Origin of the sequence: Marinobacter sp. (genome assembly GCF_040882185.1) — a bacterium.
Taxonomy (GTDB): Bacteria; Pseudomonadota; Gammaproteobacteria; order Pseudomonadales; family Oleiphilaceae; genus Marinobacter.
On the sequence record NZ_JBBEBW010000013.1, the window covers coordinates 77,411 to 102,044 of the forward strand.

Genomic DNA, 24,634 nt, shown 5'->3' on the forward strand with positions numbered 1-24,634 from the left:
CTTTTTTTCTATCAATGGTGCTGATGCCTGAGCACTCGCTGGAGCTCCCGGTCTGAGACCCAACCCGCCTGAATCAGCACTTCGCCGAGTCTCTGATCAGTTTCCCGCTGCAGGCGCAGTCCTGTTTCCAACTGATCTTCCGACAGGTAGCCACGATTAACCAGCAAACGTGTTTGAGCTTCGAATACAGGCGGGAAACTTACAAAATTTAGTCGTTAGCGCCCTCTTCCTCAGCGCCTGCCGCAGGTCAGTTCTGGTAGACTGTCGGGATACTAAAAATAGACAAACCCAGACGAATGAATTCATGAGGCAAAATCCGTGACGACCGATCAAAGGAAATGTGACCTAAAGAAGCCGGGACTGCTAACTCAGCTTCTCCTTATCAGCTTTCTCAGTTTTACCCTTCCCGCTTTTTTATTCGCAGACTCCGGGACTCAAAAGGCGAATAGTGATCTTCCCACCGTCGTGATCCAGACATCCGAGGGCACTATCCAATTACAATTGCGTCCGGATGTAGCCCCTCAAACTGTTGAAAATTTTCTGACCTATGTGGACAGCGGCTACTACGAAGGCACCATATTTCACCGGGTGATTCCCGGGTTCATGATTCAGGGTGGCGGCTTCGATGAAAATCTCAATCAGAAAGCCACCCGACCCCCGGTTCCCAACGAAGCCAAGCCCACCGCAAAAAATCTGCGAGGCACCGTGGCGATGGCACGGACGTCTAACCCGGACTCAGCCACTTCCCAGTTCTTTATCAACCTCGTCGACAATGCTTACCTGGATCCGGGTTCCCGTGGTCCGGGCTACACGGTTTTTGGACGCGTTACCTCGGGTATGGGTGTAGTTGATCAGATTGCCGGCCAGCCTACAGGTACCAGGAATGGCATGGGCGATGTACCCCGAGAAGCTATTACCATTCAGAATATTCGTCGGGCGGAAGAGTGAGTGCTATGGAGACCCCGCATTCACAAGGTTTAGTCAGAAAGGGTTTGGGCGGCCCCAGAGTCACGCCAGTAGAATTTGACTGGATTAAAGACCAGCCAATCATTCGGTCTTCCGGCGAGCAGTACCCGAACTCGACGCAAGAGTTTCTAGAGGCCGCCGAGGCGTTTATCAAAACCAACCGACTACAGGAACGATTTCGAACGCTCACACCAGGGCAATCAATCGTTATTGCAGAGGCTGTCTTTGGTGCTGGTCTGGGGTTTCTGGCTACTTGGCACGCCTGGAAAGAATCCAGCCCAGCAGCAGGTGCGGTGTTGCATTTTGTGGCGTCGACGCCTCGCCCTCTGAAGGGGGAAGATCTTCGCCGTATGCTGACACGGTGGCCTCACCTGCAACCGCTGGCTAACGAGCTTGCCGAGCATTTTCCGGCGCTGGTCGCAGGGTCGCATAGATTGGTGTTCGAGCAGGGACAAGTTCGATTAACTCTGAACTTTAGCGACCCCGTGGCAGCCTGGGCAGATATGGGATTTACTGCGGATGCCTGGTTCCTGAGCGCGACCGAACAGGACGCTGTGACCAGACCTCTCCTTCAGACCATTCGGGAACACAGTCATTCAGGTACCACCGCCTCAGTCATTGGTGCCGATAACGATACCTTGGCAACGATGGCTGAATACGGTTTTGAGGCGCAAGGGTTATTGGGCGCGGAGCACGGCCGTAATATGCGGTCGGGCAGCTTCGGGCCCGAAGCATTTTCGGGAAATCAAACCGACACTCAGCCTCCTTCCACAACCATCATTGGCGCGGGTATTGCTGGCGCGCTGCTTGCCCGTAACCTGGCGCAGCGAGGCTGGCCCGTCACTGTCCTGGAGGGTGCAACCTCCCCGGCCGCCGGAGCCTCTGGAAACCAACAGGGCGCCCTCTATGTCAAGCTGGGGGTTGACTATAATGCCCAAAGCCAACTTGCCCTCTCAGCTTTGCTCCATAGCCAACGCTTCTATCGCCAACTGAGCTTCCCGTGCTGGCATGCAAGTGGCCTCCTTCAGTTGGCCTGGAGCCCGGAAGAAGCTGACAGACAGCGCCGTTTCTGTGAGCGCAATGATTATCCGAGCGATGTTCTTCGACCGGTTGGTCAGGAAGAAGCGCGGCATCTCAGCGGGGCGGCCGTCCCAACCGGAGGTCTCTGGTATCAGAACAGTGGCTGGCTTGAGCCTGCACGACTTTGCGAACAGCTACTGGATCATCCGTTGATTAGTCTTCGCTTCGGATTTCAGGTAACACGCCTTATGCCCTGCAACGGCCGCTGGCATGTTTCCGGTTTGGGTAAAGCAGAGATTGCCACCGGGCGAGTTGTTCTTTGTGCTGGGCATCAAATACCCAAATTGTTGCCGGTTTTTGGTGATTTCCGCTTCAAAAGCATCCGGGGCCAGGTCACCTCGTTGACAGAAGAAACCCTGAAGGCGCCAACCGCCGTGATTTGTGGTCCCTGCTATCTGAACCCCGTCCATCAGGGCCAGTGCCTGACCGGTGCAACGTTCGACCTCCGAGATTCCTCACCGGAACTCAAGGTCAGTAGCCATGAGGAAAACCTGGATCAGTTGGGTCTCATTGTGCCGCAGTTATGGACAGGCGTCCGGCCTGCGCCAGAGGGTCTGGACGGAAGGGTCGCGTTCCGATGCACTACCCATGACTACCAGCCGGTGGCTGGCCCGCTTACCGACCAATCGGGTCAGGTACTCGAGGGCATAGATTTGCTAACAGGTTTCGGTAGCAAAGGCCTCGCCTACGCACCATTACTGGCTGAATATCTGGCCGATTACATTACCGGCCAACCCAGTGCATTACCCGACTCGCTGGCCTCACGGGTGCATCCGGACCGGTGCCGCTCGCCAGTACAACAGAAAACTGCCTGACCAGTCTCGTTAAAACAGCTTGAGTTTCACAAGGGGCAGCCGATATCCTGATATCAGCCCTATTTGTGTGGACATACCATGCCAATTTTTGTGAGCGAACCCGGCCGACCCCAAGGAACCCGTCTCCCCGAGGTATTTCGTGGGTCCCGGGTTGGGGCAATTAATGGTAGTAGTGAGTCCCACCGCATTGATCCGAAATATAATGCTTCGACCGACGCCGCCTTACTGAACGCCCAGCAGGCCACGGCTAAACGCGCATTTGAAGAATATAGCGAAACCATGGACAGCGGGCCAGAGAGTGAGCGGGCTTACCTGCCGGTTTCGAGGTTATGTACGCCCGCCCTGTTCACGCTACCGGCTTCCGCCACCATGGCCGATGCAATGCAAGAAATGGATCAGCATGGCGTGCACCACCTTGTAATTCTTGCAGAAGAGGTCGTTGCGGGTCTGGTGGACTGGCGCTGGATACTCGAATGGCTGCAAGTCCATGGCATTGCAGCCCAAAGCGACAGTTTCACTCACATTGAGTTGCCCGCCTTCCTGACTGCCACACCGGAAACCGATGCCCACAAGCTGGCTCGGCATATGTTGGCACACCGACTGAATGCTGCCCTGGTAATTGATCTTCAAGGACAACCTTCCGGAATTGTGACCAGCACGGATTATCTCAGGCTCTATGCCGATGCAAGCGGTAAAGGGGAAAGCGTTTAAACCCTAAGGAGCCTCTGATTGACGCAGCGTCCAACTGAATGGCTTAGGTGGCACCATGATTTTCGAGGAACCTCACGAACTCAGCGTCATCCAGCGTTTTAACGCCCAATGCCTCCGCTTTCGTCAGCTTTGAGCCAGCAGCCTCCCCGGCAACCAGGCACGTCGTCTTTGCAGAAACACTGCCAGCCACCTTGGCTCCCAACGATTCCAGTCGGGCTTTGGCTTCTTCCCGGGTCATCCTGGGGAGGCTTCCGGTGAGCACCCAGGTTTGGCCTTTCAGTGGGCACTCCGACGCTGTAATTGTCTCAGACTGCCATTCGACGCCCGCACTCTTCAGAGCGTCAATCGTCTCCTGATTATGGGGTTGATCAAAAAAACTTCGTACATGCCCCGCCACGATCGGGCCAACATCCGGCACTGATTGCAGCGACTCTTCCGATGCCTCGCTGATCGCCTCAAGCGTGCCAAAATGACTGGCCAATGATTTGGCCGTTGCTTCTCCAACCTCCCGGATACCCAGGGCATAGATAAACCGCCAAAGCACCGGACGGCGGGAGGATGCAATGGCATTGACCAGATTGTCCGCTGATTTGTCCCCCATTCTTTCAAGACTTTTCAGGTCATCCCTTGTGAGGTGGTACAGGTCGGCAACCGTATTAACCATGCCCTTCTCAACCAGAATGTCGATCCACTTGTCTCCCAACCCTTCTATATCCAGGGCTTTGCGGGACGCATAATGTTTGATTGCTTCCTTACGCTGGGCCGCACAATAAAGACCGCCAGAGCAACGAGCGACCGCCTCACCTTCAATCTGTACTACGTCCGAGCCACAGACCGGACAGTGGCTCGGACGTTTTATACTCTGTGCATCTGCAGGACGGCGTTCTGTCAGAACTTTTATAACCTGGGGAATCACGTCACCGGCACGGCGCACGAACACCGTGTCACCAATACGGACATCCAGTCGTTCCACCTCGTCCATATTGTGAAGTGTGGCATTACTGACGGTAACCCCTCCAACAAATACCGGGTGCAGTCGTGCAACCGGGGTAACGGCACCGGTGCGGCCGACCTGAAACTCTACGCCCTCAATCACTGTCAGCTCTTCCTGAGCCGGAAATTTCTGGGCAATGGCCCAGCGCGGTGCGCGGGAGACAAAGCCCAGCGATCGCTGAAGCGAAAAATCGTTGACCTTGAAAACAATGCCATCGATGTCATAGGGAAGCTGTTGCCGCTTTTCCATCAGTGCCTGGTAGGCCTCAAGACACTCTTCCGCACCGTCCGCTTTTCGCATCTCGCTATTGATCCGAAATCCCCATCGCTGAATGAGTTTCAGGCAATCCCAATGGTTATCCGGTAGATCCTGATCCTCAAGCACAGCCACGCTATACCCACAAAGCTCCAGAGGTCTGCGAGCTGTTATTTTTGGATTTTTCTGGCGTAAACTGCCGGCTGCAGCATTGCGCGGATTAACGAAGGTTTTTTCGCCCCGATCTGAAAGCCGCGAGTTGAGCGCAGCAAATCCCGCGAGAGGCATATAAACCTCGCCCCGCACCTCCACCAGATCGGGAAATCCCTTGCCTCGTAAACGCAGCGGCACCGAGGGAATCGTTCGAATATTAGCGGTAATATCTTCGCCAGCGTAACCGTCGCCCCGGGTGGCTGCTCGAGTCAGCAACCCCTTTTCGTAATGCAGACTGACCGCAAGCCCGTCAAGTTTGGGTTCACAGACGTACTCAATCGGACCATCTGTTTTCAGCCGATCTTTCACACGTCTGTCAAAATCTCTCAGTTCATCCTCACCGAATGCATTATCGAGGGATAGCATTGGCAGCCTGTGTACGACCTCTTCGAAGGTCGTTTCAACACCGTTGCCGACGCGCCGTGTTGGTGAATTCGGTGCCACCAGGTCCGGATGCTCAGCTTCAAGTCCCAGCAGTTCACGGAACAGGCGATCATACTCCGCATCTGGAACCCGGGGGTCATCCAACACGTAATATCGGTAGTTGTGATCATTGAGCTGTTCACGCAATGTTTCTATTCGTTGGGAGACCGATGTCGTGTTAGCCATACTTGCCTGTGCCTCACTCAACAAAAAAATGCCCGGCGTACCGGGCATGGCTGACAGTTCTCACTGCGTGCTCAAACCCGCTGGGCGTGGTGCTTCCGCTCATATTCCCGGATCCGTTGACGACAGTGTTCTATAGTCTGGGGTGTCATCACGCTACGCCGTTCGTCTTTTAATTCACCACCCAGATTTCGCACCACGCACTGGGCAGTTCCAAGCATAAAATCAAAGGCCTGCATGGCATTATTGGGGCCGGGGAGACTCATAAAAAAACTGATACCCGGAGTCGATATTCCGGCAATTTCATCAGGCCGGAAGGTGCCTGGCTCTACAGCGTTGGCGACACTGAACTGAACCGGGCTATAGGTGTCGGACTCTTCGTGTCGGTGATATATATCCAGATCACCGTGCTCCAGACCACAGGCCTCAAACAGCTTTTTAAGATCTGGTCCGCTGAAAGCCTGACTCGGCTTCGATAACACATTGATCACCACAACCTCCTGGGCTTCCGGGCGATTAGCACCCGCAAGTGGCTGATCGGATTGCGCCCGTGTTGTTCGTCGTGCGGTGTCCTCTTCCACTTCCGATGTTACAACAGGGGGCGTTGCATCAACGGGATCGGCGGGTTCATCAGCATCAGAAGTTGTCTCAGTGGCCTGGCGCTCGTCGCCAGCGGCACGGGCCTCACCCAGAATACCATCATCGATATCGGGTTCATCATCGATAGCACCCCAGCCTGACTCGGTATTCTCTGCCTCATGCGGCGATTCGTACGCGTCGCCCTCTGGTGCATAGACAGCCTGGTCAGTTTCGGCATCATCGACATCGTAGGCATCAGGCTCTACGGACGGCTTTTCCGTTTTGGCCCCGGGTTTAGAGGAGACCACGGGTCGTGTCGGCTTGGGCTCGGGGTTAGCGAAGCGGGTTTTTCCGTGGCTTTTGAGGTACCCCCTCTCCTGCAATGTGTCCCGCGTGATAGGTCGGGCACCGCCGTTCGGCAACTCAGGATTAAATTCTTTTTCCAGTGGTGACTCCTCAAGCTCATCCGCACCCATACCGGCCGATATTTCCACGGCGTCTTTGCGGGCACGGCGCATGCGACGGAGTCCATCAATCACAATGGCCAGAATAACCAGGGTACCTATGGCAATTAACCATTCCCTAAGAGACATAATCATGCAGTCCTGTGTGCGAGTCGCGTAACGTCGTTACTCTATGCAATGCCGCTGCTTAATACAACGCGGTGCCAGCTAACATGGCCTTTTTGTCACTTTTCCATGCTAACAAATCGAAGCCCGGTTGTTCACATTTCGGCCAGTGCGGTCGCTTCTTCAACATCTACTGAAACCAGGCGTGAACAGCCGGGTTCATGCATTGTCACACCCATCAACTGAGCTGCCATTTCCATGGCGATTTTGTTGTGGGTGATATAGATAAACTGGACCTGGTTCGACATCTCTTTCACCATATTGGCGTATCTCGCCACGTTGGCGTCATCCAGTGGCGCATCTACCTCGTCCAGCATACAGAAAGGCGCCGGATTAAGCTGGAATATCGAAAAAACCAGGGCAATAGCGGTCAGGGCCTTCTCGCCACCGGATAGCAGGTGGATCGTGCTGTTTTTCTTGCCGGGCGGACGCGCCATGATGGCCACGCCGGTCTCCAGAAGATCTTCTCCGGTGAGTTCGAGGTAGGCGTTACCACCCCCGAAGACTTTTGGAAACAGGGCCTGCAAACCGTCGTTGACCTTGTCAAAGGTTTCCCTGAACCGTTGCCGGGTTTCCCGGTCTATCTTGCGGATGGCGTTGTCCAGAATATCCAGGGCTTCGACCAGGTCTTCGTGTTGGCTGTCCAGGTAGTTTTTGCGTTCACTCTGTACCTGGTATTCCTCGATAGCCGCCAGGTTGATCGCACCAAGGCGCTGGATGCGGCCCGCGATCTTTTCCAGTTCTTCTTCCCAGCTAGACTCAGTGGCCTCGGGGGGCATAGCCCCGAGCACGGTTTTGAGGCTGGCGTCCAGCTCCCTCAACTGCTCTAGGTAATTGCCTGAACGAATTTCCAGAGCCTGGGATTCCATCTTGCACTTCTCGAGAGTCTGCCGGATATCCTGAAGGACATGCTCTGCCCTGCTCCGACCCTGCTCTTTCTCCCGAACTTCCCGGTCGATGTCTTCCAGGGCATCCCGGGCAGCAGAGAGTTTATCCTCCTCTGCCAGGCGGCGATCAAGAAGGCCCTCCAGTTGCATCTGAAGATCCTCCACTGGCTCTTCAGCGCTTTCCCGCCCTTCCTGGAGCATATCCACACGTTCTTCCAGTCGCTCCCGCTGTAACTGCATGCGGTCAAGAGTCTGGCGCAACCCGTCGCGCTGACTGGTGAGTGTATGTACCTGCAATTGTAATTGGTGGGCATGGTCACGATCATGCCGTGCCTGTTGTCGCAGATGGTCGAGACTCTCTCTCAGGGTGTCACGCCGAGCCAAAAGGACTTCCTTTTCTTCCTCGTTATCTTCGGTTCGGGAGAGCGCTTCTTGCCATTCAAAACGAGCGTCGGCCAACAATTCCTGCTGTTCCGCTAACTGTTCGCCGACATCGGCGACATCATCGACGATGCGATGCAGGCGTGCATCAATCTGTTCAGCCCGTGCTTTGAGGCCACTGATTCGTGAGGTCAGCTCTCCAAGCGACCGCTCTGCATCGCCCAGCGTTTTACGGGCATCATCCTGTTCAGTTTCGGCGAAGGCTGTTTGCTCTTCCAGCTTTCCCAGCCGGGCAAGTTGTTGCTCAAGTTCGCTCGCCGCATTTTCATAGTCGGCTTGCAGCTGCGATACCTTTTGCTGACGCTCGAATACTCCGATCTGACCCGCCTCGGACAGCGGCATTCGCAGCCAATGACGGCCAAGCCAGACACCGTCCGGGGTGAGGATGCTGCCGGAAGGAGCAAGCTGTGTTCGAAGTCTCAGCGCCTCATCCAGTGACTCAGCAGTTTTTATAGCATCGAGCAGGTCGCTGAAGCCGCTGGCATTTTTCACCTTGGAGTTGAGTGTCGAGCTGTCTCTTTCCAATGACCTTTGCCCAGCACCGGATTCTACTAAAGACGCACCTTTCGGAGCCGACGACAGAGCCTCTGTGAGGTCCGTAATGTTCGAAACACAAAGACTCTGGGACAGATGCCCCAACACCTGTTCAACGGCGAATGACCAGCGCGGGTCGATACTCATTTCCTTCGCTATCCGGGGTTGCTCACCAAGACCATAGCGGGCCAACCAGGTCTGCAGGTCGTCATCCTGTCCACCCATCTGCTCGTCGAGCATGGCTTGCTGGGAGGCCATGCTGGCCTTCAGCGTCTGGACATTCTGGCGCTTTTCAGAGACTTGGAAGTCAGCGTCTTTTTGTTGCTGGCGGGCGTCCTGTAAGCGACTCTGAATGGCATCAATGCGCTCACCTGCCTCTTCCCGTTGCAAGCTGGCAATCTGTTCTTGCTCAATTAATCCCTCAAGCTCTTCCCGATCGAGCTGCCCTTCCAACAGAGCTTTTTCGTCGTCGAGACGCTGTTGTCGACTGATTAGACGTTCAATGGTTTCTTCCAGAGAGCGAATTCGGGACTGGGCGAGTTCTGCCTGACGGCGTGCTTCTGAAGACCGATTGCTGAATGTCTCCCAGGCTTGCTGCCATTCATTCATTGACTGTTCGGCTTGCTGCAGTTGCTCTGCGGACTGCTCCGAGTGTTCTGTCAGGGCTTCCTGCTCCGGCCCGAGCATGGAAATCTCTTCCTGGATACCGTTGAGCTTGGTTTCATCTTGCTCAAGTTCCCGGGCCAGTTCGCGCTGATTCGCCATGGCCTGATCAAGTTCGGCAGCCATTTGTCGACCACGCTCACGCTGATGCTCGAGGCTCTGCTCGATACGGGCAATATCGGCGCCTGCCTCATAATAGCGGGCCTGGGCTTTGTTAAAATGTTCCGTTCGCTCTTGATGGCCTCCCCGCAGAGATTCCAGAGAAGTTTCCAGATTGATCCGTTCGGTCAGTATTTTTTCCAGCTCAAGTTCTGTCTCACGAATTCGGGTTCGTGCAACTTGCAGCTCGGTATCCAGTGTCTGCCAGCGCAGCACAATCAACTCGGCTTTTTTCTGTCGTTCTTCGTGTTTGAAGGTTTTGTACTTCTCAGCAGATTGGGCCTGGCGTTGCAGGTGTTGAAGCTGACGCTCCAACTCTTCTCGCAGATCGGTCAGTCGCTCCAGGTTTTCCTGGGTCCGCCGCATGCGGCTTTCGGTCTCTTTGCGGCGCTCTTTGTACTTGGAGATTCCCGCTGCTTCCTCGATATAGATCCGAAGCTCTTCCGGCTTGGCTTCAATCAAGCGGGAGATCATGCCCTGCTCAATGATGGCATAGCTTCGGGGCCCCAGGCCGGTCCCCAGAAACAAATCGGTGATGTCACGGCGCCGACATTTGGTACCGTTCAGGAAGTAGTCAGACTGACCTTCTCTGGATACGCGTCTTTTAACCGAAATCTCGTTGAACTTGGCAAACTCGCCTGGTGCTGCGCCACTGGTGTTATCAAAAATCAGCTCAATGAATGCTTGCCCGACTGGCTTGCGCGCGCTGGAACCGTTGAAGATGACGTCGGTCATGGACTCACCGCGCAGGTACTTTGCTGAACTTTCGCCCATGACCCAGCGCACAGCATCGATGATGTTGGATTTACCACAGCCGTTAGGCCCGACGACGGCGGTCATATTGGAGGGGAATGGCACCGTGGTTGGGTCAACAAAGGACTTGAAGCCCGCCAGTTTGATCGATTTCAGGCGCATTATGTAATCAGTTCGTTCGCTCTACGGGTCCAAGAAAACGGCTTGTCCGGTCTGGCAATGTCAGGCCGACTCCGCCTGTCCAAGAATACTGAGTACCTGGCGGCGTTGATTCCTGGATGCGTTCACCGGGGGCCAAGTGTCCGGTAATAATTCTTTGCCCCAAATGCTGGGCAAATTGCTCCGACAGACTTTCTGGCGCCCAGAATCTCATAGCTGCCTTCATTCAGGGTAATTCGGCCATGGCCTGCAGGTCGCGAAGTGTATCACAACCGTCGCAGTACCCGAGTGCCTTCACATTGAGAGCCCTACATTAACTGAGCAGACGGTGCCGATTCGAAGACGAAAAAATGACAACTCGGCGGGAAGTATTAAACCCAGATCAAGCTACATGCCATATTATAATGATATTAATAAAGTTTATTAAAACGGCATTATTATTGCATTATCCGAGCGAAAAGCGTTATTCACCCGGAGAACAGGCAATGTCAGGCAACACGACTCCTTTTACTGCTCTAAAAGGCGATCAGCCCCGCAAGCTCGCCGCCCTGCGTAAAGCCAGCACCCAATGGCAGGAAGCGGACGATGTCTTCAGCCGGTTGGCCCGGAGAATGACTACATCACTTTCACTGGAAGCATTGGTCGCCATCTTTGCCGACGAACTTGCTCAGGTCATATCCTATGATCACCTGATGTATCGCAATACCGTCGGTTCCCAGGAATTTGTTTATGCATCAGGTATGGGCGGGCAGCACCGTTGTGATTTCAGACTCACCCTGGAAGGGGTCAATTACGGTGGGTTGACGCTTACCCGCCGGAACCGGTTCTCCGAGGAGGAACTCGAGGGGGTCGAACATTTGCTGGCCGTGGCGATCTGCCCCATCAGGAACGCCTGCCAATACACAGCGGTTCAGCAGGCGGCTCACACCGATGCTCTGACCAACATTCCCAACAAAAGGGCCCTTGATCTTGCCCTTACCAAAGGTTGCTACCTGAGCAACCGGCACGGTGATGACTACACTTTGATTCTGTGCGATCTCGACAATTTCAAGATCGTAAATGACACCCATGGCCACGTGGTGGGGGACTTCTTCCTGCAGGCAGTGGCAAAGGCGTTGGCCAAGGCTACTCGCAACAGCGACAGCTTGTATAGATTCGGGGGTGAGGAGTTTGCCGTTATCCTGCCTCATACCGAGGTAACCGAAGCTCGCCTGGTTGCTGACCGCATTCGGGAGTTTATCGGTCAAATCTTAGTGAACTGCGGTGACACCAATGTGACAACCACGGCGAGTGCCGGTGTCGCGATGCGTCAAAAGGGAGAAACGCCCCTTGAGTGGCTTGCCCGAGCCGATGACGCCCTATACCACGCCAAAGACCAGGGCAGAAACTGTACCCGGGTTGCCGATTTCATCAATAGCAAAGCCTGAGCCCACCCTCTAAGCCTGGCGCCTGAGCGGCATTCAGGCTCCAACGCCAGGGTTATCTCTTACGCGCAGGTTTTCGGTCCGCTGGCGCCTTGGTGCCACTGACCTGCCATTTGCTGCCTCGACCTTTCTTTACCGGCCTGGAAGGTTGCTTACGTTGCTTGCGTTCGTGTACGGCCGCCTCTCCCGGCGTCTTTTTGGGCAAGGTGATAGAGGGCAAATCTACCGCTTTACTCAGCGCATCGACGGATCTCTGATCCAATTCTTCCCATTTCCCCACGCTCAGGCGACTGGGCATAAAGGCTGGCCCATAGCGTACCCGCTTGAGACGTGACACCTGTACACCCTGAGATTCCCACAACCGGCGAACTTCCCGGTTGCGACCCTCAAACAAGGTTACGTGGAACCAGCGATTGATGCCCTTACCCCCAGCTGAGGTAATGTCTGAGAAGCGCGCGACCCCATCTTCCAGCAAAACGCCATCGTGCATGCGTTGAAGCATTGCGTCCTCGACCTCCCCGAACACGCGCACAGCGTACTCTCGATCAATCTGGCGGGACGGGTGCATCAGACGGTTGGCCAACTCACCATCGGTTGTGAACAGCATTAATCCGGTGGTATTAATGTCGAGGCGCCCAATCGCTATCCATCGGTGCTCTTTGAGTTTGGGCAGACTATCGAACACGGTCGGACGGCCCTCCGGGTCGTTTCGGGTGGTGACCTCTCCCTCGGGCTTGTTGTACATTAATACTCTGCGAACCGTCTCGGCAGCAGAAGCTGTTTCAAGCCTGCGACCGTCAAGCTCGATCCGGTCACTCACCGTGACTTTCTGACCAGGCTCGGCAACGTGGCCGTTGACCGTAACCCGGCCTTCTTCTATCCAGCCTTCAACTTCTCGGCGCGAGCCTGCACCGGCGCGGGACAGCAACTTCTGCAAGCGCTCCGGTTCTACGTTAGTAGCGGTAGCCGTTCTTCTCGGGCGGCTATGTGGGCGTTCTGACGCCATTACTGGTTCCTTTTGGTTCAGCTGACCAAATGGTCAGTGAAATGTTTGATCATGAGTATCGTTGATGGCCGATTCAGAATCGTTGACGGGTTCATCGTCCGACTCTGCATTACCAGAGGGCGGCGACTCGAACTCAATTTCGGCCTGCATGGTTTTTTCGATTTCGCGGCCAATTTCATCGAGGTCTCTTACTTCGGATAAAGGCGGCATTTTATCAAGACTGGTCAGGTTGAAGTAATCGAGGAACTGCTTCGTGGTTGCGTACATTGCTGGCCGACCGGGAACATCTCGATGACCCACCACCCGCACCCATTCACGTTCTAAAAGCGTCCGGACGATATTGCTGCTCACGGTGACGCCACGAATATCCTCAATTTCACCCCGGGTGATCGGTTGACGGTAAGCCACCAGAGCAAGTGTTTCCAGTAACGCCCGGGAGTAACGCTGGGGCTTTTCTTCAAACAATTTAGCGACCCAGGGAGCAAACTCCTGGCGCACCTGAAACCGGTAGCCACTGGCGACCTTCATCAATTCAAACCCACGACCTTCACAGGCTTGTTCAAGCTGGAACAGGACATGTTCCATGATTTGCCGTGTCGGCCGCTCGTCTTCATCAAACAGTTCGCGAAGTTGTTCAAGCGCCATGGGCTTGCCCGCGGCGATCAACGCAGCCTCGACAATGGCCTGGAGACGATGAATATGTTCCTCGTTCATAACACCCCGGAGTCATGGGAATACAGAGTTCGTAACGGTTGCGGTAGAGGGAATACCCTCAACAAACAGCCCGAGCCCTGATATGAATAGAACCAAGCACTTCAGCCTGAACGATGTCGATTAACTGTTCCTTGATCAATTCAAGTGTGGCGATAAATGTGACCACAACACCTAAACGCCCCTCCTCGACCGAGAACAGGCTTTCAAAACTGACAAACTGATCACCTTGCAGAGCCGCCAGGATGGAGGACATCCGCTCCCGGGTCGATAGACGCTCTCTTTCAACATGGTGACTGGTAAAAAGATCCGCTCGCTGAAGCACACCCTGCAAGGCCAACAACAACTCCTCGAAACCCACATCCGGTGGAGCCTGGGTAGTCGCCAACGTTGGCAAAGCTGCGTTTCCGGCATAGGTATCCCGCTCCATCCTCGGCAAGCTGTCGATATCTTCCGCTGCCTGCTTGAAACGCTCGTATTGCTGGAGACGACGTATTAACTCCGCGCGCGGATCGAGGTCCTCATCGTCGTCTGTTTCTTGCCTCGGTAACAGCATGCGGGATTTTATCTCCGCCAGCGTAGCCGCCATAACCAGATACTCAGCCGCAAGCTCAAATCGCATCGCCTCAACTGCACCGATATAATCCATGTACTGGCGAGTGATCTCACTGACATCAATATCCAGGATATTCATGTTTTGTCGACGAATAAGGTACAGCAGTAAATCCAGCGGGCCCTCAAAGGCTTCGAGAAAGACAGCCAGCGCATCAGGCGGGATGTACAGATCTTTCGGCATATCCACAAAGGCTTTACCAGACACCTTCGCAACCGGGGATACCGCAGCCGTTACGACCGTGCTGTACCCCGTGTCCAGAGTCTCGCCACTTGTGTCATCCGTCATGGAATTACCTGCCTCGACCTTAACGGATCAACGATACCGAAGACCCATCGCGGCTCTCACTTCCTCAAGTGTATCCCGGGCCGCATCGCGGGCCTGCTCACATCCTTCGTCGATGATGGAGCGAACCAGATCAGGATTGCCTTCATATTCCCGGGCGCGCTCATGCAACGGCCGCTGTTCCTCAACAATGGCGTCGATCACCGGCTTCTTGCAGTCCAGGCAACCAATGCCAGCACTGCGACAGCCCTTTTGTACCCATTCCTGAGTGTCATTATCCGAGTAAACTTTGTGGAGTCCCCACACGGGGCACTTTTCGGGCTCTCCCGGATCGGTGCGACGCACTCGCTGAGGGTCTGTTTGCATCGTCCGGATCTTTTGGGCGACGGTATCAGGCTCTTCCCTCAAACCGATGGTGTTACCGTAGGATTTGGACATCTTCTGTCCGTCCAGCCCAGGCATTTTGGAATCCGGCGTTAGCAGTGCCTGAGGTTCTGGCAGGATAACCTTACCGCCACCTTCGATATAACCGTAAAGCCGTTCGCTATCGCCCATGGAAATATTCTGCTGCTCTTTTAACAGCGCGCGGGCGGTCTCGAGGGCTTCCATATCTCCACCCTCCTGATAACGCTTCTTCAGGCTACGGTAGAGCTTGGCGTTCTTCTTACCCATTTTGACGATGGCGCCTTCAGCCTGCTCCTCAAAACCAGGTTCACGGCCATACAAATGGTTAAAACGGCGAGCGATCTCCCGGGTGATCTCTACATGGGAGACCTGATCTGCCCCGACCGGGACGCGGCCTGCACGATAAACCAGAATATCGGCACTTTGCAGTAGCGGGTAACCCAGGAAACCGTATGTCGCCAGGTCCTTTTCCCGCAATTTCTCCTGCTGATCCTTATAGGTCGGAACCCGCTCGAGCCAGCCAAGAGGGGTAATCATCGACAACAGAAGATTGAGCTCAGCGTGTTCGGGCACACGGGATTGAATAAACAGCGTGGCGGAGCCAGGATTTACCCCGGCCGCAAGCCAATCGATCACCATATCCCATACGCTGGACTCGATCATCGACGGATCATCGTAATTCGTAGTCAACGCATGCCAGTCAGCGACAAAGAAAAAGCATTCGAATTCATGCTGGAGTTTAACCCAGTTTTTAAGCACACCATGATAGTGACCAAGATGCAGTTTGCCGGTTGGTCGCATCCCGGACAGCACCCGTTGCTGGGAATCTACAGAACTCAAAGCATGAACTCCTTTCGTATCAGATAGTATGGGTCATCATAAAAGAGACTGGACGGTGATTATAGACTCATGTGCAGACAAGGTTAACGTAAATACAAAAAACCCCCGTAGTCCAGCCGAACCGGACCCGGGGGTTTTCAATTGAAAGAGCGACTTACCAGCCAGTCACTTCCTTCAGCGCCTTGCCAATCTCGGCGAGACTACGCACGGTTTTGACGCCGGCATCTTCCAGAGCTGCGAATTTTTCATCCGCAGTGCCTTTACCACCAGCGATGATAGCCCCTGCATGGCCCATACGCTTGCCTGGAGGTGCAGTAACACCGGCAATGTAGGAAACAACCGGCTTGGTAACATTGGCCTTGATGAACGCAGCCGCTTCTTCTTCTGCATTACCGCCGATTTCACCGATCATGACAATGGCTTCGGTTTGCGGGTCATCCTGCAGCAATTGCAGAATATCGATAAAGTTAGAGCCCGGAATTGGGTCACCACCAATACCGACACAGGTAGATTGACCAAAACCAAAATCAGTGGTCTGTTTAACCGCTTCGTACGTCAGGGTACCGGAGCGGGAAACAATGCCTACCTTACCCGGCTTGTGGATATGCCCAGGCATGATGCCGATCTTGCTTTCACCCGGCGTGATCACGCCCGGACAATTTGGACCAATCATCCGTACACCTTTGCGATCGACATATTCTTTCGCATAGAGCATATCAATCGTCGGGATGCCTTCGGTGATACACACGATCAGTTCAATACCAGCATCTGCCGCTTCGACAATCGCATCTTTGCAGAACGGAGCAGGAACGTAGATAACCGTTGCTGTGGCGCCGGTTTTCTCCACGGCATCACGTACAGTATTGAACACGGGAAGACCCAGGTGCTCTGTGCCACCTTTGCCGGGGCTTACGCCGCCAACCATCTGGGTTCCGTAAGCAATGGCTTGTTCGGAATGGAATGTACCCTGCGCGCCGGTGAAGCCCTGACAGATTACCTTGGTGTCTTTATTAATCAGGATGCTCATTACTTACCCCCTGCGGCTTTAACGACTTGTTCTGCGGCATCCGCCAGGCTGGTGGCGGCGATGATGTTGAGGCCGCTGTCCGCGAGCACCTGGGTGCCAAGCTCAGCGTTGTTGCCTTCAAGACGAACCACAACTGGCACCTTGACGCCCACATCTTTCACTGCACCGATAATGCCTTCAGCGATCATGTCACAACGGACGATACCGCCGAAAATGTTCACCAGAACTGCCTTGACGTTTTCGTCAGACAGGATGATTTTGAACGCCTCAGTCACTCGATCTTTGGTAGCACCGCCGCCAACATCCAGGAAGTTAGCCGGTCGGCCCCCACTAAGCTTGATGATGTCCATGGTGCCCATGGCAAGGCCCGCGCCGTTAACCATACAACCGATGTTGCCTTCAAGGGCAACGTAGTTCAGCTCCCACTTGGCAGCGTCAGCCTCACGGGAATCTTCCTGTGAGGGATCGTGCATGTCGCGAAGTTTAGGCTGACGGTAAAGTGCATTGCCGTCCACGCCGATCTTGGCGTCCAGGCAATGAAGATCACCCTTATCTGTAATAACCAACGGGTTAATTTCGAGCAGCGCCAGGTCATAGTCTTCAAACAGTTTTGCCAGGCCCATAAAAATCTTGGTGAACTGCTTGATCTGATCGCCTTTCAAACCCAGCTTGAATGCCAGTTCGCGGGCTTGGTAAGGCTGCGCACCCACTAATGGATCAACGGTCGCTTTGAGAATCTTCTCTGGCGTTTCTTCTGCCACTTTCTCGATCTCAACGCCACCTTCAGTCGACGCCATGAACACAATACGACGGGTTCCACGATCAACTACTGCACCCAAGTACAGTTCCTGATCAATATCGGTCAGGGACTCGACCAGGATCTTGCTTACCGGCTGGCCATGCTCGTCTGTCTGATACGTCACCAGGTTCTTGCCGAGCCATTTTTCAGCAAACGCGCGAATGTCATCTTTATTGTCCAACAGCTTGACGCCGCCAGCTTTACCTCGACCACCTGCGTGAACCTGAGCTTTAACAACCCAGCGATCACCGCCAATTTTATCAGCTGCCGCTGCTGCTTCGTCAGGAGTATCGCAAGCGATACCCTTAGAAACCGGCAAACCGTATTCAGCGAATAGCTGTTTGCCTTGATATTCGTGCAAATTCATAACAATTGTCCCGCTTGTAAATGAAACGTCTGTTCCTGTGCGAAAGGATGAACTGCTGCATCCCTTTGCTTACCAAGTCTGTCTTATTTTTTCTTACGACGGTTGGCGATGTGAATCGCACCATCGTTAACAGCCAGAGCCGCTTCGTGAACCGACTCAGATAACGTCGGATGTGCGAAGCAGGTCAGCGCCAGGTCTTCCGCACTGGAGCCGAACTCCATGGCTATCACACCCTGAGCCACTATTTCAGATGCCTGGGGGCCCGTTACATGGAAGCCCAGAATGCGGTCAGTCTTCTCGTCGGCAATAATTTTCACCAGGCCTGAAGCCGAGTTAGCAGCCATGGCACGACCATTGGCGGCAAACGGGAACGTACCGACTTTATAGGCATCACCATCAGCCTTTACCTGCTCTTCTGTTTTGCCCACCCAGGCAACTTCCGGGAAGGTGTATATAACGTTAGGGATGCAATCGTAATTGACCTGTGGTTTGTGACCCGCGATCCGCTCGGCCACCATAATGCCTTCTTCGGAGGCTTTATGAGCCAGCATCGGGCCTCTTACCACGTCCCCAACAGCCCAAACGCCCGGCGCATCGGTCTGACAGGTATCATCAACAAAAATAAAGCCGCGTTCATCAAGATTAACACCGGCATCTGCCGAAAGCAGATTATCGGTGTAGGGGCGACGCCCCACGGCAACGATCAGCTTGTCAAATTTCTGCTCTTGTTTGCCGCTGGCATTTTCATAGTTCACATAGACCAGTTTGCGTTTAACTTCAGCACCGGTCATGCGGCTCCCCAGCTCTATCTGCAACCCCTGCTTCTTGAATTGCTTCAGAGCATCTTTTGCCACCTGCTGATCTACCACCGGCAGGAACGAATCCTGTGCTTCAATGACGGTAACTTCAGAACCAAGGCGGGCCCAGACACTACCGAGTTCGAGACCGATGACGCCCGCACCGATAACACCGAGACGTTTCGGCACTTCGTCAAACTCAAGCGCACCTTCAGAATCCACGATATAACCTTCTTTGAAAGGCGCGGGCGGAATCTGAATGGGCTTGGAGCCGGTGGCGATAATCACGTTCTCGGCTTCATATACCTGCTTATTATTGTCACTGTCGGTCACTTCAATCTGGCGGTTAGCCAGCAATTTCCCATGACCCTGAATAGTGGTAACACCGTTGGACTTGAATAGCCCGGCAATACCACCCGTCAGTTGCTCTACGATGCCGGATTTCCGCTCCATCATCTTGGCGATATCGATCTTGACATCCTTCGCCATGATGCCCTGATCGGCAAAGCCATGGTTGGCTTCCTCGAACTTGTGGGAAATTTCCAGCAGCGCCTTCGACGGAATACAACCTACGTTCAGGCAGGTACCCCCCAGTTTGTGCTTACCGTCTTTTGAAATCCATGATTCTACACAGGCAGTTTTCAAACCTAACTGAGCTGCTTTGATGGCCGCTACGTAGCCGCCAGGGCCAGCACCAATGACGATGACGTCGTACTTATCAGACATGTTTTATCCCGTTTTCTGATTCGTTGAGTGGCAGATTCAGACGTCCAGCAGAATACGCGCCGGATCTTCCACCATATCCTTGATTGCCACCAGGAACTGAACGGCTTCTTTACCGTCAATCATCCGGTGATCGTAAGACAGCGCCAGATACATCATTGGCAGCACTACTACCTGGCCATCCACTGCCATCGGACGTTCCTGGATCTTATGCATACCCAGGATTGCTGTCTGCGGCGGGTTGAGAATGGGGGTCGACATCAGGGACCCGAACACACCGCCGTTAGAAATAGTGAAGGTTCCACCGGTCATATCATCTATGCCCAGTTTTCCGTCCTTCGCTTTAGTACCAAATTCAACAATCTTCTTCTCGATATCGGCCAGTCCCATCGCATCGGTATCACGTAGCACTGGAACAACCAGTCCGCGTTCGCTTGAAACTGCAACGCCGATATCCTGGTAGCCATGGTAAACCATGTCGTTGCCGTCAATGGACGCATTGACCGCCGGAAAACGCTTCAGTGCTTCGGTAGACGCCTTGAGGAAAAGCGACATGAAGCCAAGTTTGACGCCATGACGTTTCTCGAAGCCATCTTTGTACTGCTTGCGCAGATCCATTAAAGGCTTCATGTTGACTTCGTTGAACGTCGTCAACATGGCGGCGCTTTGCTGAGCATTCACCAGGCGCTTTGCGATGCTTGCCCGTAGACGGGTCATTGGAACCCGTTTCTCGGGGCGCTCACCAGGAGCAAGGTTTACTTCCGGAGTCGACGTGTCAGGGCTTGATGCAGCAGGCTTGCTGGCGGCACCGCTCTCGATATGGCTCTGGACATCTTCTTTGGTAACGCGGCCATCTTTACCGGTACCTTTGACCGAATCAGGGTCAATGCTGTTCTCATCTGCCAGTTTACGCGCGGCCGGGCTGAGAATAGCTTCGCCTTTTGACGCACTCTCATCGTGAGAAGCACCGTTCCCAGATGTCTTCTCAAGTGCAGATTCCTCGGACTTGCCCTCGCTGCTACCGGAGTCGTTGCCATCGTCTTTGGTCTCGCCCTTGGCTCCCGCCTTGAACTTTCCAACCACCTCACCGCTTTCGACGGTGTCGCCTTCGTCCTTGAGGATTTCCTCAATGACGCCGTCAGCGGGCGCAACTACTTCCAGAACCACCTTGTCGGTCTCAATATCGACAATCAGCTCGTCCCGGGCACAAGCTTCTCCAGGCTTTTTATGCCATGTTGCCACAGTACCTTCGGCAACCGACTCGGGAAAAACGGGGGCTTTTATCTCTGTTGACATCTCTGGTCCTTAGTTCGGTAGCTCGTCAAATTTCAAATGCGGCGTTAACCAGCTTCTTTTGTTCCTCGATGTGTACGGACAAGTGCCCGCACGCCGGGGCTGCAGAAGCGTCGCGACCGGCATACTCGAGATACAGCTTGGGATTGTGACGATGCAGCGCATTACGCATGTGGTGCTGGCTGCAATACCACGCCCCCTGGTTCATGGGTTCTTCCTGGCACCAAACCACATTCTGCAACTTGGTGTACTGACTGATCAATTCATCGAGATCATCCGATGGAAAAGGATACAATTGCTCAAGCCGCAGGATGGCGACATCCTCACGATTATCCGTTTTCTTCTTTTCCAGAAGATCGAAATAAACTTTACCGCTGCACATGATCAAGCGGCGGACTTTCTTTGGGTCGGAGGGTTCTTTCTCCGGCAATACCGTCTGAAAGGTACCTTCCGTGAAATCGTCAAGACCAGACGTCGCTTCTTTATGACGCAACAGACTTTTTGGCGTGATCGCAACCAAAGGCTTGCGGAATGCTCGTTTGACCTGGCGACGGAGCATATGGAACGTTTGCGCTGGTGTGGTAGGTACACAGACCTGAATATTGTGCTCGGCACACAATTGCAGAAAGCGCTCAATACGCGCTGAGCTGTGCTCTGGCCCTTGGCCTTCATAACCGTGAGGCAGTAGCAAGGTCAAGCCGCAAAGCCGTCCCCATTTATGCTCGCCACTGGTCAGGAACTGGTCTATGACAACCTGGGCGCCGTTAGCAAAATCACCAAACTGTGCTTCCCAGACAATCAAGGCATCAGGCGTGGTCGTCGAGTAGCCATACTCAAAGGCCATGACGGCTTCTTCCGACAGGAAGGAGTCATAAATCTCAAATAACGGCTGTTTTTCAGACAACTGCTGCAGGGGAATGAAGGTATCACCACCCTTCTGATTATGGAGCACAGCATGCCGATGAGAGAAGGTGCCACGTCCAACATCCTGCCCGGTAATACGAATCGGATGGCCTTCATTCAACAGCGTGGCATAGGCCATGACTTCACCGTAACCCCAGTTAATGGGTAGCGCCCCGGCAGTCATTTTGTTTCGATCGTCGACAATTTTGGACACCTGGCGCTGAACAGAGAAACCTTCCGGCAGTTGCCCCAGCTTTTTACCAAGACGCTTCAGCGTCTTCAAACCAACACTGGTCTTACATTTCGCGGTCCATTCATGGCCCAGGTAGGGTAGCCAATCAACATAGAGTTCTTTATTCGGCTCTTTGACGAGGGATTTGACCACGTGGTCACCCTTATCGAGCTCATCACGGAAGTCGAGTTCCATTTTCTTGGCCTCGTCTTCATTCAACAACCCGGCTTCAATCAGCTGATAGGCATATAGATCACGGGTTGTCTTCAATTTCCGGATCTTATCGTACATCACTGGCTGGGTTGCCGAGGGCTCATCCGCCTCGTTGTGCCCGCGACGACGGTAGCAGACCAGATCGATTACCACGTCACGCTTGAATTCATGACGGTAATCCATCGCCATCTGAGTAACGAACAAGACAGCTTCGGGGTCGTCCGCATTAACGTGCAGAATCGGGGCCTGGACCATCTTGGCAACGTCAGTACAGTATTCCGTTGACCGCGCATCTTCCTGACGACTGGTGGTGAAACCAACCTGGTTATTGATGACGATGTGAATCGTCCCACCCACACCAAAACCACGAGTCTGAGACGCCTGGAAGGTCTCCATCACCACGCCCTGACCTGCAAAGGCCGCATCGCCGTGCATAATAATCGGGAGTACCTGAGTACCATTGCGATCTTCGCGACGGGTCTGGCGGGCTCTTACTGACCCCACGACAACCGGGGAAACAATTTCAAGGTGGGATGGGTTGAAAGCCAGGGCGAGGTGAATTTCGCCGCCCTCTGTCATGATATTTGAGGAAAAGCCCTGATGATATTTAACATCGCCTGAGCCGGAATCGGCCAGCCTTTTGCCTTCGAACTCGTCGAACAATTCCTTCGGATTCTTACCCAGGGTATTGACCAGCACGTTGAGCCGGCCCCGGTGTGCCATACCAAGAACGATCTCCTTGGCACCGTAACTACCCGCGCGCTGAATCAACTCGTCAAGACAGGGAATCAGGGTTTCGGCGCCCTCGAGGCCGAAGCGCTTGACGCCGGGATACCGGGAGCCCAGATATTTTTCCAAACCCTCAGCGGCTGTCAGGCGCTCAAGTATATGACGACGGGTTTTCTCGTCGTATTCCGGACGCGACCGGACTGGCTCCATTCGCTGTTGAAACCAGCGTTTGATGCGGGTGTCGACAACATGCATATATTCTGCGCCAACACTGCCGCAGTAGGTTTGACGCAGGCCATCAAAGATGTCACCGAGTTTCATGGTTTCGGTGCCGAAGCACAGAGAGCCAGTCTGGAACTCAATGTCACGATCTGATTGGGACAGCTCGTGGAAACTCAGGTCGAGATCTTCCACTTCAGGGCGAATCAAAACACCCAGGGGATCAAGCTTCGCTTCCTGATGACCCCGGAAACGGTAAGCGTTTATCAGTTGCAAAACCCGGATCTGCTTCTTATCCGCATCGGACGTCGCGCTGGCAGGCACACCGCCATTGGCAAGAAAACGCTGGTTCCGGGAAATGTGCTCAAACTGCTCGCGAATCGTCGAATGATTAACATCACGGCCCTGTTGGCCATCGACACTTGGCAGCTTGTCAAAATAGCTGCGCCATTCTCCGGGAATGGCATTCGGATCAGTTAGATAGGTTTCGAATAGCTGCTCGACATAGGCCAGATTCCCCCCTTGAAGGTGGGAAGTCTGCCATAACTGCTCCATGATGCTTTCATGCATTGTGAATAGCTCACCTTGGACTGGTGCGGGGGAGCTCACTATGGTCGGTCAGAGGTATTTCTCAGTCAATACGGGTTTTTACGGGATCGACTGCTGCCGCCACCACAGCTCGCACGGATGTTGTCCGTTTCCCAGTGGTTTTATACTCGGTAAACCCGCGGGAAGGCTTTGTGGGCCCTCGCCACGGCTACCGTAGTATGCTCCTTCAATGACCTTTTAACTATTGGCCATTGGTGGAAGCCTACCCCATTGTGAGACTTCCGGAGCGATTAGAATTCTGCCAAACCAGTATAGCGGTTTTAGCAGCTTTTGCTGTTCAGGTGGCCCTTTGTAGCAAGAGATCCCTGATATGGCCGATAGCCCTTGTGGGATTCAGACCCTTCGGACAAACGCTGACGCAATTCATGATCCCCCTGCAGCGGAATACACTGAACGGATCGTCGAGCTGTGACAAACGCTCCGCCTGAGCGGTGTCGCGACTGTCAGCGAGGAATCGATACGCCTGAAGCAGCCCGGCGGGGCCGATAAATTTATCCGGATTCCACCAGAACGAAGGACAAGAGGTCGAACAACAGGCGCATAAAATGCACTCGTACAAACCGTCAAGCTTCTCACGATCTTCCGGAGATTGCAGACGCTCTATCGCCGGTGCTGGCTTGTCGTTCAAAAGATACGGCATAACCTTTTCATACTGCTTGTAGAAAATACTCATATCCACAACCAGGTCACGAACCACCGGCAGGCCCGGCAGCGGGCGCAGAACCAACTTGTTCTTCTTGACGACTTCCGACAATGGCGTAATACAACCAAGACCGTTCTTGCCGTTCATGTTCATACCGTCAGAGCCACACACACCCTCACGACAGGAGCGACGGAAAGCGATCGTCGGGTCTTTTTCTTTCAGAAGAGTGATGACGTCAAGCACCATCAAATCTCTTCCTTCCGGAATATCCAGCTCAATGTCCTGCATATAAGGTGCATTGTCTGTTTCCGGGTTATAACGATACAGGCTTACCAACATATCAGAGTCCCCC

At 54.0% G+C, this 24,634-nt stretch carries 18 protein-coding genes and 1 pseudogene; 4 read left to right on the forward strand and 15 right to left on the reverse strand.

Translation table 11 applies throughout. The features are described from left to right. Positions 1-11 precede the first annotated feature (11 nt). Entirely contained in the window at positions 12-167 is a 156-nt protein-coding gene (locus WEB64_RS08385; RefSeq protein ID WP_368057323.1) for a hypothetical protein, read from the reverse strand. A 214-nt stretch (positions 168-381) separates the two neighbouring features. Here WEB64_RS08385 and WEB64_RS08390 point away from each other — a divergent pair, with 214 nt between their 5' ends. The 3 genes from WEB64_RS08390 (at position 382) to WEB64_RS08400 (ending at position 3,572) form a co-directional block, all read left to right on the forward strand. Further along, positions 382-948, forward strand: a complete 567-nt coding sequence (locus WEB64_RS08390; RefSeq protein WP_368057373.1) for a peptidylprolyl isomerase — start codon at positions 382-384, stop codon at positions 946-948. Positions 949-953: 5 nt separating this feature from the next. After that, positions 954-2,861 (forward strand): FAD-dependent 5-carboxymethylaminomethyl-2-thiouridine(34) oxidoreductase MnmC, encoded by a 1,908-nt coding sequence (mnmC, locus tag WEB64_RS08395; RefSeq protein WP_368057321.1) that lies wholly within the window; start codon positions 954-956, stop codon positions 2,859-2,861. A gap of 78 nt (positions 2,862-2,939) precedes the next feature. Then, positions 2,940-3,572 carry a CBS domain-containing protein gene (locus tag WEB64_RS08400; protein ID WP_368057319.1) on the forward strand — a complete coding sequence of 211 codons (633 nt, stop codon included), beginning with the start codon at positions 2,940-2,942 and terminating at the stop codon, positions 3,570-3,572. Between the two features lie 43 nt (positions 3,573-3,615). Here WEB64_RS08400 and ligA read toward each other — a convergent pair whose 3' ends face one another. The 4 genes and pseudogenes from ligA to WEB64_RS08420 all read right to left on the reverse strand — a co-directional run. Then, complete coding sequence (ligA, locus tag WEB64_RS08405; protein ID WP_368057317.1) at positions 3,616-5,643, reverse strand: NAD-dependent DNA ligase LigA; 2,028 nt, start codon at positions 5,641-5,643, stop codon at positions 3,616-3,618. 71 nt (positions 5,644-5,714) lie between these two features. After that, positions 5,715-6,812: a cell division protein ZipA gene (zipA, locus tag WEB64_RS08410; RefSeq protein WP_368057315.1), complete on the reverse strand. Its 1,098-nt coding sequence runs from the start codon at positions 6,810-6,812 to the stop codon at positions 5,715-5,717. A 131-nt stretch (positions 6,813-6,943) separates the two neighbouring features. After that, positions 6,944-10,447 carry a chromosome segregation protein SMC gene (smc, locus tag WEB64_RS08415; protein WP_368057313.1) on the reverse strand — a complete coding sequence of 1,168 codons (3,504 nt, stop codon included), beginning with the start codon at positions 10,445-10,447 and terminating at the stop codon, positions 6,944-6,946. 109 nt (positions 10,448-10,556) lie between these two features. Beyond that, a pseudogene (locus WEB64_RS08420) lies at positions 10,557-10,658 on the reverse strand (GntR family transcriptional regulator); the annotation flags it as partial. A 271-nt stretch (positions 10,659-10,929) separates the two neighbouring features. Between WEB64_RS08420 and WEB64_RS08425 the strand changes: the two are divergent. Then, positions 10,930-11,871, forward strand: a complete 942-nt coding sequence (locus WEB64_RS08425; protein ID WP_368057311.1) for a GGDEF domain-containing protein — start codon at positions 10,930-10,932, stop codon at positions 11,869-11,871. 52 nt (positions 11,872-11,923) lie between these two features. Here the strand turns inward: WEB64_RS08425 and rluB are convergent, their stop codons facing one another. The 10 genes from rluB to WEB64_RS08475 form a co-directional block, all read right to left on the reverse strand. Then, positions 11,924-12,874, reverse strand: coding sequence for a 23S rRNA pseudouridine(2605) synthase RluB (gene rluB / locus WEB64_RS08430; RefSeq protein ID WP_368057309.1), 951 nt, complete (start codon positions 12,872-12,874; stop codon positions 11,924-11,926). A gap of 33 nt (positions 12,875-12,907) precedes the next feature. Next, positions 12,908-13,588: an SMC-Scp complex subunit ScpB gene (gene scpB / locus WEB64_RS08435; protein ID WP_368057307.1), complete on the reverse strand. Its 681-nt coding sequence runs from the start codon at positions 13,586-13,588 to the stop codon at positions 12,908-12,910. 58 nt (positions 13,589-13,646) lie between these two features. Further along, on the reverse strand, positions 13,647-14,381 hold the full coding sequence (locus WEB64_RS08440; protein WP_368057371.1) for a ScpA family protein: 735 nt from the start codon (positions 14,379-14,381) through the stop codon (positions 13,647-13,649). 132 nt (positions 14,382-14,513) lie between these two features. Beyond that, entirely contained in the window at positions 14,514-15,728 is a 1,215-nt protein-coding gene (locus tag WEB64_RS08445) for a tryptophan--tRNA ligase (protein ID WP_368057305.1), read from the reverse strand. A gap of 154 nt (positions 15,729-15,882) precedes the next feature. Then, on the reverse strand, positions 15,883-16,755 hold the full coding sequence (sucD, locus tag WEB64_RS08450) for a succinate--CoA ligase subunit alpha (protein ID WP_368057303.1): 873 nt from the start codon (positions 16,753-16,755) through the stop codon (positions 15,883-15,885). Beyond that, complete coding sequence (gene sucC, locus WEB64_RS08455; protein ID WP_368057301.1) at positions 16,755-17,921, reverse strand: ADP-forming succinate--CoA ligase subunit beta; 1,167 nt, start codon at positions 17,919-17,921, stop codon at positions 16,755-16,757. The genes sucD and sucC overlap by 1 nt, the downstream gene beginning before the upstream one ends. 83 nt (positions 17,922-18,004) lie before the next feature. Then, positions 18,005-19,444 (reverse strand): dihydrolipoyl dehydrogenase, encoded by a 1,440-nt coding sequence (lpdA, locus tag WEB64_RS08460; RefSeq protein ID WP_368057299.1) that lies wholly within the window; start codon positions 19,442-19,444, stop codon positions 18,005-18,007. A 36-nt stretch (positions 19,445-19,480) separates the two neighbouring features. Continuing rightward, positions 19,481-20,737 carry a 2-oxoglutarate dehydrogenase complex dihydrolipoyllysine-residue succinyltransferase gene (odhB, locus tag WEB64_RS08465; protein WP_368057297.1) on the reverse strand — a complete coding sequence of 419 codons (1,257 nt, stop codon included), beginning with the start codon at positions 20,735-20,737 and terminating at the stop codon, positions 19,481-19,483. 25 nt (positions 20,738-20,762) lie between these two features. Continuing rightward, positions 20,763-23,600, reverse strand: a complete 2,838-nt coding sequence (locus WEB64_RS08470; RefSeq protein WP_368057295.1) for a 2-oxoglutarate dehydrogenase E1 component — start codon at positions 23,598-23,600, stop codon at positions 20,763-20,765. A gap of 316 nt (positions 23,601-23,916) precedes the next feature. Further along, positions 23,917-24,621 carry a succinate dehydrogenase iron-sulfur subunit gene (locus WEB64_RS08475; RefSeq protein ID WP_368057293.1) on the reverse strand — a complete coding sequence of 235 codons (705 nt, stop codon included), beginning with the start codon at positions 24,619-24,621 and terminating at the stop codon, positions 23,917-23,919. Between the last annotated feature and the right edge of the window lie 13 nt (positions 24,622-24,634).

Bases quoted from the DNA above. Each gene is read 5' to 3' on its own strand.
- odhB (WP_368057297.1), bottom strand. From the start codon at position 20,737: ATGTCAACAGAGATAAAAGCCCCCGTTTTTCCCGAGTCGGTTGCCGAA.
- WEB64_RS08400 (WP_368057319.1), top strand. From the start codon at position 2,940: ATGCCAATTTTTGTGAGCGAACCCGGCCGACCCCAAGGAACCCGTCTC.
- scpB (WP_368057307.1), bottom strand. From the start codon at position 13,588: ATGAACGAGGAACATATTCATCGTCTCCAGGCCATTGTCGAGGCTGCG.
- smc (WP_368057313.1), bottom strand. From the start codon at position 10,447: ATGCGCCTGAAATCGATCAAACTGGCGGGCTTCAAGTCCTTTGTTGAC.
- rluB (WP_368057309.1), bottom strand. From the start codon at position 12,874: ATGGCGTCAGAACGCCCACATAGCCGCCCGAGAAGAACGGCTACCGCT.
- WEB64_RS08425 (WP_368057311.1), top strand. From the start codon at position 10,930: ATGTCAGGCAACACGACTCCTTTTACTGCTCTAAAAGGCGATCAGCCC.
- ligA (WP_368057317.1), bottom strand. From the start codon at position 5,643: ATGGCTAACACGACATCGGTCTCCCAACGAATAGAAACATTGCGTGAA.
- sucC (WP_368057301.1), bottom strand. From the start codon at position 17,921: ATGAATTTGCACGAATATCAAGGCAAACAGCTATTCGCTGAATACGGT.
- sucD (WP_368057303.1), bottom strand. From the start codon at position 16,755: ATGAGCATCCTGATTAATAAAGACACCAAGGTAATCTGTCAGGGCTTC.
- lpdA (WP_368057299.1), bottom strand. From the start codon at position 19,444: ATGTCTGATAAGTACGACGTCATCGTCATTGGTGCTGGCCCTGGCGGC.
- WEB64_RS08440 (WP_368057371.1), bottom strand. From the start codon at position 14,381: ATGCCGAAAGATCTGTACATCCCGCCTGATGCGCTGGCTGTCTTTCTC.
- mnmC (WP_368057321.1), top strand. From the start codon at position 954: ATGGAGACCCCGCATTCACAAGGTTTAGTCAGAAAGGGTTTGGGCGGC.
- zipA (WP_368057315.1), bottom strand. From the start codon at position 6,812: ATGTCTCTTAGGGAATGGTTAATTGCCATAGGTACCCTGGTTATTCTG.
- WEB64_RS08470 (WP_368057295.1), bottom strand. From the start codon at position 23,600: ATGCATGAAAGCATCATGGAGCAGTTATGGCAGACTTCCCACCTTCAA.
- WEB64_RS08475 (WP_368057293.1), bottom strand. From the start codon at position 24,621: ATGTTGGTAAGCCTGTATCGTTATAACCCGGAAACAGACAATGCACCT.